General features: G+C 72.1%; 18 protein-coding genes and 1 pseudogene. 11 read left to right on the top strand and 8 right to left on the bottom strand.

What is annotated here, in order from left to right:
• Window positions 1-138: 138 nt before the first annotated feature.
• On the top strand, window positions 139-3,702 hold the full coding sequence (locus tag AOK00_RS05685) for a DNA polymerase III subunit alpha (protein WP_055599220.1): 3,564 nt from the start codon (window positions 139-141) through the stop codon (window positions 3,700-3,702).
• A gap of 28 nt (window positions 3,703-3,730) precedes the next feature.
• On the opposite strand, the gene AOK00_RS05690 is transcribed toward AOK00_RS05685, so the two are convergent.
• Window positions 3,731-4,285, bottom strand: coding sequence for a Clp protease N-terminal domain-containing protein (locus AOK00_RS05690; protein WP_055599221.1), 555 nt, complete (start codon window positions 4,283-4,285; stop codon window positions 3,731-3,733).
• Window positions 4,285-4,494, bottom strand: coding sequence for a helix-turn-helix domain-containing protein (locus tag AOK00_RS05695; RefSeq protein ID WP_030315760.1), 210 nt, complete (start codon window positions 4,492-4,494; stop codon window positions 4,285-4,287). The genes AOK00_RS05690 and AOK00_RS05695 overlap by 1 nt, the downstream gene beginning before the upstream one ends.
• A gap of 161 nt (window positions 4,495-4,655) precedes the next feature.
• On the opposite strand from AOK00_RS05695, the gene AOK00_RS05700 reads away from it, so the two are divergent.
• The gene (locus AOK00_RS05700) at window positions 4,656-5,642 is read left to right on the top strand and encodes a DNA polymerase Y family protein (RefSeq protein ID WP_173861509.1); all 987 of its coding nucleotides are present in this window, start codon (window positions 4,656-4,658) and stop codon (window positions 5,640-5,642) included.
• Between the two features lie 180 nt (window positions 5,643-5,822).
• On the top strand, window positions 5,823-6,692 hold the full coding sequence (locus tag AOK00_RS05705; protein ID WP_055599222.1) for an esterase/lipase family protein: 870 nt from the start codon (window positions 5,823-5,825) through the stop codon (window positions 6,690-6,692).
• 5 nt (window positions 6,693-6,697) lie between these two features.
• Here the strand turns inward: AOK00_RS05705 and AOK00_RS05710 are convergent, their stop codons facing one another.
• Window positions 6,698-7,720: a lytic polysaccharide monooxygenase gene (locus AOK00_RS05710; protein WP_055599223.1), complete on the bottom strand. Its 1,023-nt coding sequence runs from the start codon at window positions 7,718-7,720 to the stop codon at window positions 6,698-6,700.
• Between the two features lie 202 nt (window positions 7,721-7,922).
• Here AOK00_RS05710 and AOK00_RS40010 point away from each other — a divergent pair, with 202 nt between their 5' ends.
• Window positions 7,923-8,450: a DUF6197 family protein gene (locus AOK00_RS40010; RefSeq protein WP_254047253.1), complete on the top strand. Its 528-nt coding sequence runs from the start codon at window positions 7,923-7,925 to the stop codon at window positions 8,448-8,450.
• On the opposite strand, the gene AOK00_RS36755 is transcribed toward AOK00_RS40010, so the two are convergent.
• The gene (locus tag AOK00_RS36755; RefSeq protein WP_079041853.1) at window positions 8,389-9,015 is read right to left on the bottom strand and encodes a DUF6000 family protein; all 627 of its coding nucleotides are present in this window, start codon (window positions 9,013-9,015) and stop codon (window positions 8,389-8,391) included. The genes AOK00_RS40010 and AOK00_RS36755 overlap by 62 nt on opposite strands.
• A 507-nt stretch (window positions 9,016-9,522) precedes the next feature.
• A complete protein-coding gene (locus AOK00_RS05725; RefSeq protein ID WP_030315770.1) occupies window positions 9,523-10,191 on the bottom strand; it encodes a response regulator in 669 nt (222 codons plus the stop codon).
• 135 nt (window positions 10,192-10,326) lie between these two features.
• Between AOK00_RS05725 and AOK00_RS05730 the strand changes: the two genes are divergently transcribed.
• The 5 genes from AOK00_RS05730 (at window position 10,327) to AOK00_RS05750 (ending at window position 14,339) form a co-directional block, all read left to right on the top strand.
• Window positions 10,327-11,310 (top strand): Bug family tripartite tricarboxylate transporter substrate binding protein, encoded by a 984-nt coding sequence (locus tag AOK00_RS05730; protein ID WP_055599225.1) that lies wholly within the window; start codon window positions 10,327-10,329, stop codon window positions 11,308-11,310.
• Window positions 11,311-11,396: 86 nt separating this feature from the next.
• Window positions 11,397-11,942, top strand: coding sequence for a tripartite tricarboxylate transporter TctB family protein (locus AOK00_RS05735; RefSeq protein WP_055599226.1), 546 nt, complete (start codon window positions 11,397-11,399; stop codon window positions 11,940-11,942).
• A 3-nt stretch (window positions 11,943-11,945) separates the two neighbouring features.
• Window positions 11,946-13,442 (top strand): tripartite tricarboxylate transporter permease, encoded by a 1,497-nt coding sequence (locus AOK00_RS05740; RefSeq protein ID WP_055599227.1) that lies wholly within the window; start codon window positions 11,946-11,948, stop codon window positions 13,440-13,442.
• Window positions 13,439-13,780, top strand: a complete 342-nt coding sequence (locus tag AOK00_RS05745; protein ID WP_055599228.1) for a GNAT family N-acetyltransferase — start codon at window positions 13,439-13,441, stop codon at window positions 13,778-13,780. Before AOK00_RS05740 ends, AOK00_RS05745 begins: the two co-directional genes overlap by 4 nt.
• A gap of 76 nt (window positions 13,781-13,856) precedes the next feature.
• Window positions 13,857-14,339 (top strand): DUF6299 family protein, encoded by a 483-nt coding sequence (locus AOK00_RS05750; protein WP_055599229.1) that lies wholly within the window; start codon window positions 13,857-13,859, stop codon window positions 14,337-14,339.
• Window positions 14,340-14,454: 115 nt separating this feature from the next.
• Here the strand turns inward: AOK00_RS05750 and AOK00_RS05755 are convergent, their stop codons facing one another.
• Together AOK00_RS05755 and AOK00_RS05760 are read right to left on the bottom strand one after the other, a co-directional pair.
• The gene (locus tag AOK00_RS05755) at window positions 14,455-14,934 is read right to left on the bottom strand and encodes a DUF402 domain-containing protein (protein WP_030315782.1); all 480 of its coding nucleotides are present in this window, start codon (window positions 14,932-14,934) and stop codon (window positions 14,455-14,457) included.
• Window positions 14,915-15,838 (bottom strand): GNAT family N-acetyltransferase, encoded by a 924-nt coding sequence (locus AOK00_RS05760; RefSeq protein ID WP_055599230.1) that lies wholly within the window; start codon window positions 15,836-15,838, stop codon window positions 14,915-14,917. The genes AOK00_RS05755 and AOK00_RS05760 overlap by 20 nt, the downstream gene beginning before the upstream one ends.
• Window positions 15,839-15,912: 74 nt before the next feature.
• Here AOK00_RS05760 and AOK00_RS05765 point away from each other — a divergent pair, with 74 nt between their 5' ends.
• On the top strand, window positions 15,913-16,287 hold the full coding sequence (locus AOK00_RS05765; RefSeq protein WP_055599231.1) for a GntR family transcriptional regulator: 375 nt from the start codon (window positions 15,913-15,915) through the stop codon (window positions 16,285-16,287).
• 16 nt (window positions 16,288-16,303) lie between these two features.
• Here AOK00_RS05765 and AOK00_RS05770 read toward each other — a convergent pair.
• Window positions 16,304-16,918 (bottom strand): annotated as a pseudogene (locus AOK00_RS05770) (AAA family ATPase); the annotation flags it as partial.
• Here AOK00_RS05770 and AOK00_RS40015 point away from each other — a divergent pair.
• Window positions 16,827-17,110, top strand: a 284-nt coding sequence (locus AOK00_RS40015) for a DUF5925 domain-containing protein (protein WP_437441391.1), incomplete at its 3' end; no start/stop codon positions are given. The pseudogene AOK00_RS05770 and the gene AOK00_RS40015 sit on opposite strands and share 92 nt — an antisense overlap.

Below are 17,110 nucleotides of genomic sequence, written 5' to 3' on the forward strand. Positions count from 1 at the left end.
CAGGTGGGGGGCGCCCGAATGGTTGACCGGAGGACGACCCGGCGCGCTTATCGTACGGACGTTCGAAATGAGCTAAGGTGAGGAACGAGGGGGTGGGAACGTACGTACGATTTCGATGCGGGAGCCGGGAGGTGCGCCATGCCGGGGTTCACGCATCTGCACACCGCCTCGGGCTACTCCCTCCGCTACGGCGCCTCCCACCCCGAACGACTGGCCGCCCGTGCCGCCGAGCGCGGCATGGACGCGCTCGCCCTGACCGACCGCGACACCCTCGCGGGCACGATCCGCTTCGCGAAGGCCTGCGCGAAGGCGGGGGTCCGCCCCCTGTTCGGCGTGGACCTCGCCTACGAGGCGACGGCACCGGGGCCGGGGCCGGGGCGGTCCGGGCAGGGAGCGGGGCAGGCGCCGACGCGGGCGACCGCGTCCGGCGGCGGCCCGCGGGGCCTCGGTCGGGTGCCCGTCCGCGGCCCGCAGGACATCCGGCGGGTACCCGTCCGCGGCGGAGCCTTCGTCGACGAGTCCGCGCCCCGCGCCCTCTTCCTCGCCCGCTCCCGTACCGGCTGGGCCTCGCTCTGCGCGATGATCACCGCCGCCCACGCCGGGGGAGAGGAGCGGCCCCTGCTGCCCTGGTCCGCCCTGTGCGACGACGACGTCTTCGTCCTCCTCGGCCCCGACTCCGACGTCGGACAGGCCCTCGCCGCCGGCCGCCCCGACCGGGCCGTCCGGCTGCTCGCACCCTGGCGCGACCGGTACGGCGACGCGCTGCGCCTCGCTGCCGTCGACCACGGGCGCACCGGCACCGGGCCCGGCTCCCTGCGGCTCGCCGCCCGTACCGTCGGCTTCGCCGCCGAGCAGGGCGTCCGGCCGGTCCTCAGCAACGCCGTCCGGTACGCCGACCCCGGCCAGGGCCCGGTGGCCGACGTCCTCGACTCCGCCCGCCGCCTCGTCCCCGTCGACCCCCGCAAGGAGCTCGACAGCGGCGCCGCCTGGCTCAAAGGGGCCGACGGCATGCTGGCCGCCGCCGAACGGATCGTCGAGGCCGCCGGCTTCCGCCGGGACACCGCCCACCGGCTCCTCGAACAGACCGCGACGGTCGCCGCCGCCTGCCTGGTCGATCCCGAGGACGACCTCGGCATCGGCTCCGCGCACTTCCCCGAACCGCACCTCGTCGGCGCCGGGCACCGCACCGCCCAGCGCGTCCTCACCTCCCGCGCCGCCGCCGGCATGATCCTCAAGGGGTACGAGAAGCGGGGCGCCTACTGGGACCGGATGCACCGCGAGCTGGACGTCATCGCCCACCACCGCTTCGCCCCCTACTTCCTGACGGTCGCCCAGGTCGTCGACGACGTCCGGCAGATGGGCATCCGGGTCGCCGCCCGCGGCTCCGGCGCCGGCTCCCTCGTCAACCACCTCCTCGGCATCGCCCACGCCGACCCGGTCGAGCACGGCCTCCTGATGGAACGCTTCCTCTCCAAGCGCCGCACCGCCCTGCCCGACATCGACATCGACGTGGAGTCCGCCCGCCGTCTGGAGGTCTACCGGGCGATCATCGACCGCTTCGGCACCGCACGCGTCGCCACCGTCTCCATGCCCGAGACCTACCGGGTCCGCCACGCGGTGCGGGACGTGGGCGCGGCCCTCTCCATGGACCCGGCCGAGATCGACCGGATCGCGAAGGCCTTTCCGCACATCCGTGCCCGCGACGCCCTCGCCGCCCTCGACGAACTGCCCGAACTGCGCGAACTCGCGGGCGAGCGAGAGAAGTTCGGAAAGCTCTGGGAGCTGGTCGAGGCCCTCGACGCGCTGCCGCGCGGCACCGCCATGCACCCCTGCGGGGTCCTGCTCTCGGACGCCTCGCTGCTCGCCCGTACCCCCGTGGTGCCCACCAGCGGCGAGGGATTCCCCATGTCCCAGTTCGACAAGGAGGACGTGGAGGACCTCGGGCTGCTCAAGCTCGACGTCCTCGGGGTGCGGATGCAGTCCGCGATGGCCCACGCCGTCGCCGAGGTCGAGCGGGCCACCGGTACCCGCCCGGACATCGACGCGGTCCCGGAGGGCGACCCCGAGACGTACCGGCTCATCCGCTCCACCGAGACCCTCGGCTGCTTCCAGATCGAGTCGCCGGGCCAGCGCGACCTGGTCGGCCGGCTCCAGCCCGCCACCTTCCACGACCTCGTCGTCGACATCTCGCTCTTCCGGCCGGGCCCGGTCGCCGCCGACATGGTCCGCCCCTTCATCGAGGCCCGGCACGGCCGCGCGCCCGTCCGCTACCCGCACCCCGACCTGGAGGAGACGCTGCGGGAGACGTACGGCGTGGTCGTCTTCCACGAGCAGATCATCGAGATCGTACGGATCATGACCGGCTGCGGCCGCGACGAGGCCGACCAGGTGCGGCGCGGGCTCTCGGACCCCGAGTCGCAGGGCCGGATCAGGCTCTGGTTCGCCCGGGAGGCCTCGGCGCGCGGATACGCGGACGAGGTCGTGGCCCGTACCTGGGAGATCGTGGCCGCCTTCGGTTCGTACGGCTTCTGCAAGGCGCACGCGGTGGCCTTCGCCGTACCGACGTACCAGTCCGCCTGGCTCAAGGCGCACCATCCGGCCGCCTTCTACGCCGGGCTGCTCACCCACGACCCCGGTATGTACCCCAAGCGGCTGCTGCTCGCGGACGCGCGTCGACGGGGGGTGCCGGTGCTGCCGCTGGATGTGAACAGGTCGGCGGTCGCCCACCGTATCGAACTGGTGTCTGAATCCACGGTGCGCTGGGGGCTCCGGCTGGGCCTCACCGACGTCCACGGCATCAGCGAGGCCGAGGGCGCGCGGATCGAGGCCGGGCAGCCGTACGCCTCCCTCCTCGACTTCTGGGAACGGGCCCGCCCCCGCACCCCCGTCGCCGAACGGCTCGCCCAGGTCGGCGCGTTGGACGCCTTCGGCGCGAACCGCCGCGACCTCCTCCTCCACCTCACCGAACTCCGGCGCATCCAGCGGGGAGCCGCCTCGCACGGCGGTCAACTCCCGCTCGCCCAGGGCGGGAAGACCGCACCCATCGGACTGCCCGACCTCGACGAGACGGAACGCCTCAGCGCCGAGCTCGGCATCCTGGGCATGGACGCCTCCCGTCATCTCATGGGCGACCACCACGCCTTCCTCCGCGAACTCGGCGTCGTCTCCGCCCAGCGCCTCCGCGAGACCCCGCACGGCAGGACCGTCCTCGTCGCGGGCGCCAAGGCCGCCACCCAGACCCCGCCGATCCGCTCCGGCAAGCGCGTCATCTTCACCACCCTCGACGACGGCACCGGCCTGGTCGACCTCGCCTTCTTCGACGACGCCCACGAGCGCTGCGCCCACACCGTCTTCCACTCCTGGCTGCTGCTGGTCCGGGGAGTGGTGCAGCGGCGCGGCCCGCGCAGCGTCAGCGTGGTCGGCGCCGCCGCCTGGAACCTCGCCGAACTCGTCGAACTCCGGGCGTCCGGCGGCCTGGACGCGGTGGGGGAGCGTCTTGCCGAACCCGCCGAGCCGACCGCGCCCGCCACGGCCGACGGGAACGGCGACGCCGCGCCCGTCGGCGGGCGCGGCGACTCCGGCCGGCGCATCACGATGCCCACGGGATACGAGATGAACCCGTGGGCCGACCTCAAGCCGGCGGGTGAAGGGACTCCGAGTGGACGGAAGCTGTGGCACAGCAGCCCGGGTTCGGCGGGCTGAGCCGTCCCACGGGCCGAGCGGCCGCGGATCAGGCGGTCGCGGCCCCCGAGACCGCCGTTTCGACGGACGCGTACGTCACCCCGTGGTCGGCGAGGGCCTCCGCGACGACCCCGCCGGTCGTGGTGAGTGCGAGCAGGATGTGCTCGTCGCCGATCTCCCGGTCCTTGCGGGCCAGCGCCACCCGGAGGGACTTCTCCAGGACGGTTCTGGCCTCCCGCGAGAAGGACCGGCGACCCGACCACCACCCGGAGCCCTTGCGGTCGCCCGCCAGCGCGCCCTCGCCGTGGGTCTCCTCCACCCGCGCCACGATCGCGCCGACGTCGATGCCGAGGTCCGCCAGGGCCTCCTCGTCCGCGCGCGAGAGTCCCGCCCGGCGCCGGGCGTCGGTCAGCGCGGCCACCAGGGACGGCCGCCGCTCCGGCGGGCACAGCGCGCGCAGCGCGTCCGCCGCCCGGGTGCCCTCCCCGTCGAGCAGGGCGAGGAGCAGATGCTCCGGGGTGACGACCGTGGCGCCACCCCGCTCCGCGTGCTCGACCGCGCCCTTCACCACGGTGCGCGCGGCCTTCGTGAACCGTTCGAACATCACTGCCTCCCGTACTTCTTGTGGACGGCCTGCCGGCTGACACCCAGTTCGGTCGCGATCTCCTGCCACGACCACCCCTGGTTGCGCGCGCTGCGCACCTGGACGGCTTCCAGCTGTTCGAGCAGTCGCCTCAGGGCGGAGACGGCCCGTAGTCCGACCCGTGGGTCGCGGTCGCCCGCCCGTGCGGCGAGATCGGTCGCATCGGTCATGACGTCAACTTACGTTGACAATCGTCCTGACGTCAACCTCAGTTGACATCCCCATGACTCGCACAAATATTCGAACATGCTCTAGGCTGAGGAAACGGGAAGGGGCGTTCAGGGGCAAACCGTCCAGGGGCGAACAGGGACACGGGACGGAGGAGAGCGACATGATCCTCTGTGTGCGGTTCCGGCTGGAGCCCCCCGCGTCCCCCGCCTCCGGGACGGGAGGGGCCGAGACCCTGCTTCCCCCGCTGATCGACCTGCTCGCCGAGTTCACCCCCGTCGTCGAGGCGGCCCCGCCCTGCGAGGCGCTCGCCGACGTGCGGGGTGCGCTGCGCTACTTCGACCGGAGCCCGGCCGAGCTCGCCTCGGTGATCCGGGTCAGGGCCCTCGCCCTGTACGGCGTCGACTGCGTCATCGGTGCCGGCCCCAACCCCATGCTGGCCCGGATGGCCGCGAGCGAGGCCCGGCCCGGCGTCACCCTGGTCGTCGACGACCCCGCGGCCTTCCTGCGCGACCGGCCGGTCGTCGCGCTCGACGGCGTCGGCCGCGCCACCGCCCGTACCCTCTGCGGCTACGGACTCGACTCCGTCGGCCGCGTCGCGGACGCGCCGCTCGGCGTGCTCCAGCGGCTCGTCGGCGCGAAGACCGGCCGCGAGCTGTGGGAACGGGCCCGGGGCATCGACCGCACCCCCGTCGTCCCGCACGCGGCCTCCCGGTCGGTCGCGGCCGAACGTTCCTTCCCGCACGACGAGACCGACCGGACGCAGCAGCGCCGGGCCCTCCTCTCGCTCGCCGAGGAACTGGGCACCCGGCTGCGCACGGAGGGTCAGGTGTGCCGCGCGCTCGCCGTCACCGTGCGGTACGCGGACCGGACCACGACCACCCGCAGCCGCACCCTGCCCGAACCCACCGCCCACTCGGCGGCGCTCACCACCCTCGCGTACGCCGTCCACGACTCCCTCGGCCTCCAGCGGGCCCGGGTGCGGGGCATCGCCCTGCGCGCCGAGGGACTCGCGGGCGCGGAGGGCGCGGCCCACCAACTGTCCCTGGACCCGGCGGACGAGAAGGCCCGGCGGATCGAGGCGGTGGCGGACAAGGCACGGGCGAAATTCGGCCCGCGGGCGGTACTGCCGGGATCGCTGGCGGCCTGACGGCCCTTTCGCCAGGCTCTTGTGACGACACATCACTTTTTACCGACGCGTAACTTCCCAGCCAAGGCTACCCGTGCGTAGCTTGGCTGAAGCACATCCCCACCGCGCATCCCCACTTGTGGTCCGGACCGCAGGGCGTAGCACCCCCACCATCCCCTTGAGCCGCAAGGAGATCGCCCGATGCTGCCCTGGAAACACGCCGTCAGAGCACTGTCCGTCCTGCTGCTGACCGCCGCCGCCACCCTCGCGCCGACCACCGCCGCCTCGGCCCGGGCCGAGACCGCCACCACCAGTCGGGGCTGGAACGACTACTCCTGCAAGCCCTCCGCCGCGCACCCCAGGCCCGTCGTCCTCGTCCACGGAACCCTCGGGAACTCCGTCGACAACTGGCTCGCCCTCGCGCCGTACCTGGTCAACCGCGGTTACTGCGTCTTCTCGCTCGACTACGGCCAGCTGCCGAACGTGCCGTTCTTCCACGGACTCGGCCCCATCGAGGCCTCCGCCGGACAGCTCGACACCTACGTCGACCGCGTCCTCGCCGCCACGGGCGCCCCCGAGGCGGACATCGTCGGACACTCACAGGGCGGCATGATGCCGCGCTGGTACCTCAAGTTCCTCGGCGGCGCCGAGAAGGTGAACACGCTCGTCGGGATCGCCCCCGACAACCACGGCACCACCCTGCTCGGCCTCACCAAGCTCCTCCCGTACTTCCCCGGCGCCGAGGACCTGATCAAGGCAAGCACCCCCGGCCTCGCCGACCAGATCGCCGGCTCGCCGTTCATCACCAAGCTCAACGCCGGCGGCGACACCGTGCCCGGAGTCCGCTACCACGTCATCGCGACCCAGTACGACGAGGTGGTCACCCCGTACCGCTCCCAGTTCCTGAGCGGCCCGAACGTCACCAACGTCCTCATCCAGGACAAGTGCGCGCTCGACCTGTCCGAGCACGTGGCGATCGGCACCGTGGACCGGGTCACCTTCCACGAGGTGGCGAACGCCCTCGACCCGGCCCACGCGACCCCGACCACCTGCCTCTCGGTGATCGGCTAGTCCTCCTAGCCCTGGGTACGGCGCCGGCGCGTCGACCCGAAGAGCACGGCCGCGCCGATCGCGAGGACGGCGGCGCCACCGACCGCGAGATACGGGGTGGTGGCGTCGCCACCGGTCTCGGCGAGCACCTCACCGGAGCCGGAGTCCGAACCGGCGGCGGGAGCGGGCGCGTTGGGCGCGGCGGAGGAGGCCTCGGCGGACGGAACGGGCTGCGTCCCGTGGCCCGCCCCGTGACTCGCCTCCTGGCTCGGCGCGGGGGCTGCCGCGGTCTCCCCGGCACCCGTGGAGGCGTCACCGTCCCCGTGCCCGCCGTGCTCGACCGAGGACTCGTCCTGACCGTCCTCGATCTGCTCGTCGCTCGGCGCGGACGCGGTCGGCGCCGGGGCCGTACCGCCGCCGCTGTCCTTCCCGAACACCACGTCCGAGCAGGTGTAGAAGGCCTCGGGCGAGTCGGAGCGCTGCCAGACCGAGTAGATCAGGTGGCGGCCGGACTTGTTCGGCACCGTGCCCTGGAAGACGTAGTCGCCGCCCTCCATCCGCGGGTCGGTCACCGTGGCGAACGGCTTCTCCTCCAGGTCCGACCACTTCAGCGGCTTCGACGGGTCGTACCCGTCCCTCGTCACGTACAGCTCGAACGAGCCCCGGTGCGGCGCGGTCCCCTTGTAACGGAAGGTGTGCGCCCCGGAGGACATCGGGCTTGCCGGCCAGTCGGCCCGAGCGAGGTCGAGCCCCCGGTACTTGTCGTTCCCCGCGCTGCACAGCTTGCCGTCCGGGATCAGCTCACGGTGCTTCCCCGCGGCGTTGGCGATGTTCACCGCGTTCCAGTCGTAGAACGCCTGCGTCCCGCTCGCCGCCACGGCCGCCTTGCAGGCCGCCGACTTCGGCGACTCGGGCCCCTCCGCGTAACAGGCCGAGACCCGGCTCACCGGATCGGTCATCGACCCGTGCGCGAACGCGGGCGCCGAGGCGAGCCCGGAGAGTGCCAGAACCGCGGTGGCGGTGACGGCGGCGGTACGGCGAGAAGTCATGGGGGGACAGCTCCTTCACGAGTGTGCGGTGGGGGGACGCCCAGAAAGCTAGCCGCCCGAATCCGCGAAAAACCCGCCGGTGAGCCGGAGGCGACGATCCTTAGGATCGCTTTAAGGAACCACTAAGAGTGGGCTGAGGGAGGGCCTGCCGCAGGGCTCCGAAGTGCTGCGCCACCACGCTCTGTTGGTTCGTGGACGTCCGATGAAGGCCCGGGACGCGCTGCTGAAGAAGCTCGGCAAGCGCAAGGTCACCGAGGAGCTCGCCAACAAGCACCCGGAGCTGCGCCAGCTCCTGCTGTGGGTCGACGAGCTCATGCTCTGCACCACCGACGACGAGTACGGGAAGAAGATCACCCGCAAGCTCCGCAACCTCGTCTCCCGGGGCCGGGCGGCCGGGATCATCACCTTCTGCGCCACCCAGAAGCGACCACCACTGCGGATCCTGCCCGACTGGGTGCTGAACTTCCCCCTCCTGCGCCAGCTCCACGGCGCCGGGCGGCAGATCGGCGTCGCCGAACACCTGGAGCTCACCGCGCTCGTCATCGAGCGCTACGGCTGGCACCGCGGCTCCCTGCACTCCACGTCGGGGCGCCGGTGCGTCCTCGGCGCCCAGGCCGTGCTGTTCCGCCTCGGCTACGGCGACGAGCGCGGGCGCGCGAAGGACGACGTCAGCGGTTCGTTGCCGGGAGGTGCTCAGCGCTCTCATCGGCGAAGGCGCAAGCCCAGCTGATGCTCTCGCGATAGTTCTCTGCTGTGCCGTGGTGCTCCTTGCGGGGTGGCCCGTCGATCCACTGATGCCAAAGGCCGTCTGGGGACAGGAACCGGGCCGCTTGATCGGCACGGAGTGTGGCATCGAGGTGGAGGAGCGCGCCCATGGCGGCCGGCTGGTCGTAGTAGAGGTCCGGGCGCCGCAGGTAGCGGTCGAGGTAGGCGGCCAGCAGGTCCGCGTCGGCAGGAGTGCCGAAGCCGGCCAAGGTCACGCAGTAGTCCGAACCTGCGAGGCCGACCTCGCTGGCAAGCAGCAGTTCGCCGAGGCGTTCGCGGAATTCAGTTCTGCGGGCCACGGCGATGAGCCAGGCAGCGGTCCTGCGCTCGCGCCAGCCACCTTCGAGCAGGACGGCCAGCTCGCCGGGAGCGATAGCGCCGGCGTCTTCGCCCAGTGCCCGTACGAACTCGGTGCGTTCAGGATCACTCATGCGCCGGATGCGGCCACCGAGCTTGAGGTAGCGCCGACCGGGTGCGACGTAGCGGTGCACAAGAGCGAGCAGCTCAGGGTCCTCGTTGGGGTTACGCATAGCTGCATCCTGCTCCTGGACAAAGCCGTTCGACCAGTGCGTTTCTCAGTCGTACTGGTCGGCCCGTCGGAAGGCGCCTGATCCACCACAGCCGCACGATCCATCGCGCCGGCACCCGCTGACCCTGGGCATGAAGCGGCCGACGACGCCCGTCATGAGACGTACCCCGCTCTTTGCAGGAGCTAGGCGGACGCGCCGTCGGCCATGTCCCCGAGCTTGTCAGCACCCGAGGTACCCGCACTCTACCTAGCCCCGGACTTCGCGGGTCACCGATTTAGGTCTCGCTGGGCGCTTCAGTTGCCGTTGCCCAGCGAGCTTTGGTTCTGGCCGACCGGGCACCCATGTGCGGGCGGTCATTCACGGCACTCGGTCACAGGTCCGGCAAGAGGAGCCCGCCGCAGCGGCCCGCATTCAGCGGCGTGGCTCCCTGTTTGGCTCCCCTGGCGCTCCCGTGGACAGTCGAAACGGCGCGCTACCAGGGGATTCCGACTTCCTCGTAGGAGGGGGTCAGCCCAGTCTGCGGTAGCGCCGTTCCGGCCTGCCCGTCCCCCCGTACCGCAGCGTGATCTCCGCCCGGCCCGTTTCCGCGAAGTACTCCAGGTAGCGCCGGGCGCTCACCCGGGACAGTGAGCCGGCTTCCGCGCATTCCGTGGCCGAGAGGCCCTCCGGGTGGGCGCGGAGGACCGAGTCGACCAGGTCGGCCGTGTGGGCTGCCAGGCCCTTCGGGAGTTCCCGGGAGCCGCGGGGGCGGGTGCCGAAGATCTGGTCGACGTCCTCCTGGCGGGCCTCGTCGAGTTCGTCGAGGCGGCTGCGCAGCGAGGCCACATGGCGGAGCTGCTCGTGCAGCGCCGCCTGGCTGAACGGCTTGATCAGATAGTGCAGCGCCCCCGCCCGCAGCGCCTCGCGGATCGTGCCCACGTCCCGGGCCGCCGTGATGAAGAGCGCGTCCATGCCCAGGCCCGCCGCGCGCAGCTCCCGCAGCACCTGGATGCCGTCCATGTCCGGCAGGAACACGTCGAGGAGCACCAGGTCGGGCCTGAGCCGCTCGGCCGCGCGCAGGGCGTCGGCTCCGTTGTGCGCGACCCCGGACACCGTGAAGCCCGCCACCGCCGACACATAGCGGCAGTGCAGCTTGGCGACCATGAAGTCGTCGTCCACCACCAGCACGTTCGTCACGACGACCCACGCTAGGTCCCGACCACAACGACCACAACGTCCGTTGATTGCGGAAGAGAGACAGCTTCTTAACGCGAGGGCAACATGTGGGCCACTTCACATCCCCTTTTCCCCTACAGCTGAGAGGCGGCACACGTGCGGTTGCGCACCCCCTTCGCCCTCCTCGGGGCCGCGCTCCTGGTGCTGGTGGGCCCACCGCTGCTCAGTCCCGGCAGCGGCTCCGACACCGGCACCCGGATACCCGGCCTGCGTTTCATGGTCCCCAACACCCCCGGCGGCGGCTACGACATCACCGCCCGCACCGCGGCCAAGAACGCCGAGGAGGCCGACCTCACCGGCGACATCGAGGTCTTCAACCTGCCCGGCGCGGGCGGCACCGTCGGTCTCACCCGGCTCGTCGGCGAACGCGGCAACGGCCGTCTCGCCATGTCCATGGGCCTCGGCGTCGTCGGCGCCGTCCACACCAACGAGACCCCCAGAACCCTCGCCGACACCACCCCGATCGCCCGGCTCACCGAGGAGCAGGACATCGTCGTGGTCGGCAAGGACTCCCCGTACAGGACCATCGACGAGCTGCTCACCGCCTGGAAGGAGAACCCCGGCAAGCTGCCCGTCGGCGGCGGCTCCTCGCCCGGCGGCCCCGACCACCTCGCCCCGATGCTGATGGCCCAGGCCGCCGGCATCGCCCCCAAGGACGTCAACTACGTCCCCTTCGACGGCGGCGGCGAACTCCTCGCCTCCATCCTCGGGGACAAGGTCGCCTTCGGCGTCTCGGGCGTCGGCGAGTACCTCGACCAGATCAAGGCGGGCGAACTGCGTCTGCTCGCCGTCACGGGACCGAAGCGCGTCCCCGGCCTCGACGCACCCACCCTCCGCGAGGCGGGCCTCGACACCGAGTTCACCAACTGGCGCGGCATCGTCGCTCCGCCCGGTCTCTCCGACGCCGAGCGCGAGAAGCTCGTCACCCTGGTGACCGAGCTGCACGACTCCCCGCAGTGGCGCGAGTCGCTGAAGACCCACGGCTGGAACGACGCCTTCCTGCCCGGCGACGAGTTCGGCACCTTCCTCGCCGAGCAGGACCGCCGCGTCGGCTCCGTACTGAAGGAGCTCGGTCTGTGAGTACCGAATCCGGGAACATCGAATCCGGGCACACCCAATCCGGGGACACGCAATCCGGGAACGCCGAAGCCGGGAACACCCCATCCGTGAGCACCTCCACCGTGGGCACCCCATCCGTGGGCACCAGGAAGGAGAACCTCGCCTCCTGGTGGCGCGAACGGTCCGAACTCGGCGTCGGTGTCCTGCTGTTCGTCCTCGGTGTGCTGGTCCTCACCGATGCCCTCACCCTCGACGCCGACCTCGCCGGCCGCGGCCCCGTCGGCCCCGCCACCGTCCCCCTCGTCGTCGGCTGCGGACTGCTCGTCGTCGCCGTCCTCCTCTCCGTCGACGTCCTGCGCGGCGGCCGGGGCGAGGCCGAGGCCGGTGAGGACGTCGACCTGACGGAGCCCGCCGACTGGCGCACGGTCCTGCTCCTCGCCGGTGTCTTCCTCGCCTTCGCCGTCCTCATCGGCCCCGTCGGCTTCCCCGTCGCCGGAGCGCTCCTCTTCTGGGGCGCGGCGTACGCCCTCGGCAGCCGCCACGTCCACCGCGACCCGCTGATCGCGGCCGCCCTCTCGCTCCTGACCTACGTCGTCTTCGACAAGCTGCTCGGCGTCCCGCTGCCCGGTGGTCCGCTGATGGGAGTGATCTGACCCATGGATTCCCTGAACTCCCTCATCGACGGCTTCGGCACCGCCCTCACCCCGACGAACCTGCTGTGGGCCGCCCTCGGCGTGCTCCTCGGCACGGCCATCGGCGTCCTGCCCGGCATCGGCCCCGCCATGGCCGTGGCCCTGCTGCTCCCGGTGACGTACGGGCTCGAACCGACCGGCGCGTTCATCATGTTCGCCGGCATCTACTACGGCGCGATGTTCGGCGGCTCCACCACCTCGATCCTCCTCAACACCCCCGGGGAGAGCGCGGCCGTCGTCGCCGCCATCGAGGGCAATCCGATGGCCAAGGCGGGCCGGGGCGCGCAGGCGCTCGCCGCGGCCGCCATCGGTCACTTCGCCGGCGGCATGATCGGCACGATCCTGCTCGTCGTCCTCGCCCCGACGGTCGCCGCGCTCGCCGTCGACATTGGCGCCCCCGACTACCTCGCCCTGATGGTCCTCGCCTTCATCGCGGTGACCTCGGTCCTCGGCTCCTCCCGCATCCGAGGTCTGGCCTCCCTCCTCGTCGGCCTCACGATCGGTCTGGTCGGCCTCGACCAGATGACCGGGCAGCAGCGCCTCACCTTCGGTTCGCTCCAGCTCGCCGACGGCGTCGACGTCGTCATCGTCGCGGTCGGACTCTTCGCCATCGGCGAGGCCCTCTGGGTCGCGGCGCACCTGCGCCGCACGGCGGGCGAGGCCATCCCGGTCGGCCGTCCCTGGCTGGGCGGGGACGATGTGAGGCGCACCTGGAAGTCCTGGCTGCGCGGCCCCCTCATAGGCTTCCCGTTCGGCGCGATCCCGGCCGGGGGCGCGGAGATTCCGACCTTCCTGTCGTACGTGACGGAGAAGCGGCTCTCGAAGCACAAGGAGCAGTTCGGCAAGGGCGCCATCGAGGGCGTGGCCGGACCCGAGTCGGCGGCATCGGCCTCGGCGGCCGGGACGCTCGTCTCGATGCTGACCCTCGGGCTGCCGACGACGGCCGTCGCCGCCGTGATGCTGGCCGCGTTCCAGCAGTACGGCATCCAGCCCGGCCCGCTGCTCTTCGAGCGGGAGCCCGACCTGGTGTGGGGGCTCATCGCCTCGCTGTTCGTCGGCATGGTGCTGCTGCTCGCGCTCAACCTGCCGCTCGCCCCCGTCTGGGCCAAGCTGCTGCGCATCCCGCGCCCGTACCTTTACGCCGGCATCCTCTTCTTCGCCGCCGTCGGCGCGTACGCGGTGGGCGGCGAGGCCCTCGACCTGGTCATCCTGCTGGTCATCGGCCTGATCGGCCTCGGCATGCGGAGGTACGGACTCCCGGTCCTGCCGGCCGTCATCGGGGTCATCCTCGGCCCGGCCGCCGAACAGCAGCTGCGCCGTGCCCTGCAGATCAGCGACGGTTCGGTGACCGGTCTGGTGGACACGCCCTTCTCGATCACCGTGTACGCGGTCGTCGTCCTCCTGCTCACCTGGCCGCTGCTCAGGAAGGTGGTCGCCCGGAGTCGCAACGTGTCGGCGTGACACAGGACATCCGCCGCGCCACGAGCTCCGACGTCCCGAGGGTGAGGGCCGTGACCGACGCGGCCCATCACCACTACGTCGACCGCATCGGTCTCGACAACGTCGCCGTCCACCCGGACGCCCAGGGCACCGGCCTGGGCCGCCGGCTGCTCGGCTTCGTGGAGTCCAGGGTGCGGGAGCTCGGTCTTCCGGAGGTCAGGCTGCTGACCAACGTGATGATGTGGGAGAACCAGAAGCTCTACGAGCGGTACGGCCATGAGGTCGTCGAGCGTCGCATGGACGGACCGTACGACCGTATTCACTACCGAAAGTTGCTCAACGCGCCCCCAATAGGGTGAGTTTCGGTCAGGTGGCGGCCGGATCCGGTATGCCTGGCGGGCAGTACCATCCCCCCACCCCGAAGGGACCCCGCTCATGCGCGTCCGACTCGTCATCGCCGCAGGCGTCCTGCTCGCCTCCGCCGCCGTCGCCCCTCTCGCCCACGCGGGAGGCGCCGACGGCCTCTCCGCAGGACCCGCCCCCGACGGCCCCACCCCGAACGGCCGGACGCTCGACAGCGGCGCCGACGACCTCTCCGTCTACGGGTACGGAACCGTCGGCGACGACAGCACGGTGACGCTCTCCGGCATGTACCGCTGCCTCGACGACAGCGCCGGCCCGGTCTTCGTCAGCTCCACCCTCGTCCAGGGGAACCGTTCCGCCGGGATCGGCGGCACCCAGGCCGTCTGCGACGGGCACCTCCACGAGTGGGTCAACACCTCCGTCGTGAAGGACCCCGCCTACCAGCCGGGCGCGGCCAGGGTGCGCGCCACCCTGATGCAGCTCACGGCCGGCGCGACGGGCCTGCCCACGCCCGGCTTCCTCGCCGCCGAGGACGCGGCCGTCGAACTCCGCTGACGACGCCCGGGCGTACGGTCGTCGGGTCCGCTGCCGACGGCGGCCGGCCGCCGCGCCGGCGCAGCAGCTCGATCCGACGGCGGCCGGCCTCCGGCCGCCGGGCCGGACCTCCGTGCTAGCGCAGCAGCTCGATCAAGCCCTCGCGCCCCAGGACCTCCAGCTCGTCGAGGGCGACCACGGCGCACGCCGCCGCCTCCGGATCGGAGGCGGTGAGCCCGCTCGCCGCGAACTCGTCCTCGTCGAGCCGCAACACCTCGCTGCCGTCCGCCGACACCCACAGGTCCAGGTCCAGGTCCTCGATCACCACCCCGGAGCCGTCGATCACGGCCGGCCGGGTGATGTCGCAGTACCAGCCCTTGAGAGCGCCGTCGGCGGACCACACCTCCTTGACCGTGAACCAGCGGTCGCTCCAGTAGTGCTCCACGAAGACATCGCCCGGCTCGAACCGCACGAAGCCGAAGTCCCGTACCCCCTCGGCCGCCCACGGAGCACGCACCGAGAGCCGGGCGCCGTCCTCCGTGAGCACCTCCGCCGGGTAGCGGATCTTCGTCCGGCCCGCCTTCGTCAGGGTGACCTCAACCGATCGTCCGGACATGCCGCACCTCCCGCGCTGCGATCTCGTAGCCGAACCACTTGTTGATCGCCAGCATCGGCTCGTTCCCCGTGTCGTTCCCGGTGAACGCCTCCGTGCAGCCGGCCGCCCTGGCCCGGTGCAGCGACGCGTTCTTGACGAGCTTCGCGAGACCGCGTCCCCGGAACGCCGGCGCGGTGCCGGTCATCCCCGTGTTGTACCGGCCCTGACCGTCCGTCGCCGCCGCGCTGAACGCCGCCGGTACGCCGTCCACCACCGCGACCGTCGTCAACGCGAGGTCGAAGAGCGGGTGTTCCCAGACGGTCGCCCGCCAGTGCGCGAAGTCGCCCAGCTCGGTCCCCACGTCACCCGGTTCGTCGGCCGTCGTCAGCGCGTCCAGCTCGAAGAGCGGCCGCGGGTCGGCCGCGAAGTCCTCGCCCGTGAGCAGTTCGACACCGGCCGGGGGCGCCTGCAGCGGCGGCAGCTCGGCGGTGGTGAGGTCGAGCCGGAGGAAGTAGGCGGAACGGCTGGGGGAGTACCCCCGCCGCGCGGCCCAGGCGACGTTCTCCGGCGCGTCCAGGACCCAGCTGTACAGGGTCCGCGCTCCCCGCTCGGCCAGGTGCTCCTCGGCGGCGCGCAGCAACAGCGTCCCCGCGCCCTGTCCCAGGTGCGCGGGGTCCACGTACACGTTCGCGTAGCCGATCCCGGGCTCCGCCGCGTCGTGTGCGATGCCGACCTGGGCGGTCCCGACGATCCCGCCGGCCTCGGTCACGGCGACGAGCGGGCGGTAGTGGCTGTCGGGATGGGCGTGGGCCCAGTCGAAGACGAGCTGCTCGGCGGTCGCGAGCATGTAGGGCAGCGAGGCTCGCCGGACGCGGGCGAAGCCCTCGGCGTCCTCGGCCCGCACATCACGGACGATCACAGTCATGTTGTCGCACGCTACGGGCCGGGGAGGCACCGCCGCCTCCCAATTTCCGGTGGGGTGGGGGCAGAATCGGCCGGGTGACACTCACCATCGCCGTGGACCACGAATCCACCACCGCTCCGTACGAACAACTGCGGGCCCAGATCTCGGAGCGGGCCCGGTCGGGCAGACTGCCGGTCGGATACAAGCTGCCGACGGTACGAGGACTCGCGGAGCAGCTGGGCCTCGCCGCGAACACGGTCGCCAAGGCGTACAAGGCACTGGAAGCGGACGGGGTGATCGAGACGCGCGGGCGGCACGGCACCTTCGTCGCCGCCGCAGGGGACGCGGCGACCCGCCGCGCCGCCACCGCCGCCGCCCAGTACGCCGAGGAGGCCCGCCGCCTCGGCCTCAGCCGCGAGGCGGCGGAGGCCGCGATGAACGAGGCCCTCCGCGCCGCCTACGACAGCTGACCCCGACGCGAAGGACCTACAGGTACAGGCCCGCCCCCGCCGTGCGGGGTTCCGGGAGTTCCGCCGGGGGCGTGCCGCGGCGCAGGGCGAACAGCTCCGCCAGCGTCGCGCCCTCGCGCGGAACGTCCTCCGCGCGCCCGAGCCACTCCACGGACTCGGCCCGGCTCAGCGGCCCCACCTCGATCCGGGCCAGGCAGCGGCCCGGCCGGACCACGGCCGGGTGGAGCCGCTCCAGGTCCTCGTTGGTGGTGACGCCGACGAGGACGTTGCGCCCCTGGCCGAGCAGACCGTCCGTCAGGTTGAGCAGCCGCGACAGGGCCTGGCCCGCCGTGTGCTTCGCCTCGCCCCGGATCAGCTCGTCGCAGTCCTCCAGGAGCAGCAGCCGCCAGCGCCCCTTCGCCGTGCCCTCGTCCTCCCCGATCGCGATGTCCATCAGATAGCCGACGTCGTTGAAGAGCCGCTCCGGATCGAGGACGCAGTCCACCTGGCACCAGTCCCGCCACGACCGTGCCAGGGTGCGCAGCGCGGACGTCTTGCCCGTGCCGGGCGGGCCGTGCAGCAGCAGGAGGCGCCCCGAGATCGACTCGGGCGTCACCTTCATCAGCCGGTCCATCGACTCGGCCACCGACGCCGACCTCGCCGAGCGGGTCCTCAAGGAGGCGACCGACGGGGCGAAGGACGAGCCGGAACCCCAGCCGGAGAACGTGACGATGGGGTTCTGGTACGTGTCGCCGCGCCGCGGCCCGCACCGGACGACCCGGCAGATCAGCGCCGGGACCTGGGACGAGGTCCGGCCCAACTACTCGGCGTCGGTGGCCGAGTC

This window comes from Streptomyces aureus (genome assembly GCF_001418135.1).
Classification (GTDB): Bacteria; Actinomycetota; Actinomycetes; order Streptomycetales; family Streptomycetaceae; genus Streptomyces; species Streptomyces aureus_A.